The sequence below is a fragment of the Halorubrum saccharovorum DSM 1137 genome (assembly GCF_000337915.1).
GTDB lineage: Archaea > Halobacteriota > Halobacteria > Halobacteriales > Haloferacaceae > Halorubrum > Halorubrum saccharovorum.
In genome coordinates this window covers 1-2,566 of record NZ_AOJE01000024.1, presented here as the reverse complement: position 1 = coordinate 2,566, position 2,566 = coordinate 1, and the positions used below count along the sequence as shown (strand labels likewise).

The following is a 2,566-nucleotide window of genomic DNA, read 5'->3' as shown; positions in this document are numbered from 1 at the left end:
CTATGGCGTCATGCAGGACAGCACCGGTCACCCGGCGCTGATGACCAGTCACGCCAACTTCACCGTCACCGTCGACAACGAACAGGCCAGCGCCGACGCCTCCGGCGACACCGACGCCGGCGCCGAAGTAGACGAGGACATCGAAACTCTCGACGACGATGCTGACGACGACGACGGGACGGACGGTAACCAGACGTCGGGCGAGTAGCGACTGAACAGACAATGAATCACCAAATACGAACCAGCGCCGACGTATCGGACGAACGCAACCGACTGATCAGTTCCTCACAATGGACGACAGCATGACGACCGAAATCAATCAACAGGCTGATACAGACGACGAATCGGAATCGAACAGCGACTGGCGTCGCGTCTTGCAGGCGGGTATCGGTGCGGCCGGACTGACCGGTCTCGCCGGCCTCGCCAGCGCTCAGCAGGGCGGTCAGACCCTTATCGAACTGGAGGCCGTGACAGTCGACACCAGCGGCGGCCGCGGCCGCTCGGAGTACGCCTGGGAGGACGGCGAGGGCGGTGTCGCACGCGGTCCGCCGGAGGATGTCTGTAACATCGTTGGCGGCATACACGTCTGGGTCGGCGTCTCCCCCGACTCCGTTGCCGACCTGACTAATCCGACGCTGAATCTGACGGCGGGAGAAACCTACACGGTCGAGTGGACCAACACCGACGGCGAGGACCATAACTTCGTCATCGCCGACGCCGACGGAAACGAACTCGTCAGCTCTGAGACGGTCTCTGAGGAGGGTGTCACCCAGTCCGTCGAGTTCACTGCCACTGAGGAGATGGCCACCTACTACTGTGGGCCCCACTCTGGATCCCAGAGAGGCTCTGTCGAGGTCAGCGTCCCGGCCGGCGACGTCACGGTCGATACCCTCGATCCGGGCAGCGTGACGGTCTCGCAGGGCGACGCGGTGGACTTCTCGGCGACGGTGTCCAACACCGGCGACAGCAGCGTCACGCAGGTCGTCTCCCTCTCGATCGACGGGAGTCAGGTCGACTCTACGGAGATTTCTCTCGACGCGGGCGCACAGACGACCGTTTCGTTCGCGGACGTCGACACGTCTGATCTCTCGGACGGAGACCACACCATCACTATCGCGAGCGGTGGCTCACAGGTCTCCGGGACACTGACTGTCGAGGCAGCCGGGACCGACAGCGACTGGCACCGCGACCTCGACGTTCCGATCAACGCCGAAGAGGCCACTGACTGGGACAACTACGAGGTCACCAACGTCTTCTCGACCGGAACGATCGCAGACGAGTACGAGCTGCAGGACGGCCAAGAAGGCGAGTGGATGCAGATGGACGTCGACCCACAGGGTCGCGTCTGGGTCGTCACCCGCGGCGCGTCGTTCGGGACGCAGGGCGACGGCTCCGCCGAGGTCGCCTGGGTCGATCCCGACTCCGGTGAACACGAGCTCGCGCTCGAACTTCCGGTCGCCTTCCACGGCGGCCACGTCGCTGATTCCGGCGAGACGACTCCCGCTCGTGAACTCGGCGGGCAGGGGATCGCAATCGATCCCGACTTCGAGGAGAACAGGTACGTGTACGTCATGTACCACCCCGCGAGCGACGACCTGGAGTTCGAAGACAACCCGTACGACGAGGACATCGTCTTCGCGAACATGCTCGTCTCGCGGTTCACGATGCAGGACGACGGGACGCTCGATCCCGACTCTGAGACGGTCGTCTTCGAGGTCCCCGAGCAGTGGCACACCTGCTGTCACCACGGCGCGTACATCACCTTCGGAGAGGACCGCGAGTTCTACATCTCGACGGGTGACAACTCCAACAACGTCGGAAATCCGGACAACGAGGTCAACTGGTTCATGGGCGACGAGCGCCAGGGAACCGTCCACGGCCGCCCGGGTCCGGTCGCCGACGCGCAACGTAGCTCCGGGAACACGGCCGACAAGCGGGGGAAGATCCACCGGATCGTTCTGAACGAGGACGGCAGCTACAACATCCCTGACGGCAACCTCAAGCAGCACTGGGAGGAGGAGACCGGCGAGTCGTACTCAGACGAGGAGTTCCTGCCGTCGATCTACGTGATGGGGCTGCGCAACCCGTTCACCATCACGCACGACGACCACAGCGGCTACCTCTGGACCGCCCACTACGGCAACGACGGCGGGAGCATCGGCGACCTCGGGATGACGGGCTTCGGGAGCTACCACCTGTGGTGTGAGCCGGGCAACGCCGGCTACCCGTGGTACCGCGCGTACTACCCCTACCGGGACTACGACTTCTCTACCAAGGACGGGACCGAGAACTGGACTGGCGAGGTCGGACAGCCGTTCTGGCCCGACAACCTGCGCAACCAGTCGGTGAACAACACGGGCATCGAGAACGTCCCGAACGTGACGCCGGCGCTGATCTGGCATCCCCAGAGCTTCGATGACTACGAGAACGCCCTCGACATCCACCCGTGGCTCGACCAGCCCCGGCCGGGCGAGGTTACCTATCCCGAGCTAGATGCCGGTGGATCGGCCGACGTCGGCGTCGTCTACCGTTACGACGAGGGGTACAGCGAGCACGCGCTCCCGCC

At 64.2% G+C, this 2,566-nt stretch carries 1 protein-coding gene and 1 pseudogene; both read left to right on the top strand.

The genetic code is table 11. The features are described from left to right. A pseudogene (locus tag C471_RS17380) lies at positions 1–208 on the top strand (hypothetical protein); the annotation flags it as partial. Positions 209–302: 94 nt separating this feature from the next. After that, positions 303–2,566: PQQ-dependent sugar dehydrogenase (locus C471_RS07540; RefSeq protein ID WP_193366114.1), on the top strand; the 2,264-nt coding region annotated here is incomplete at its 3' end.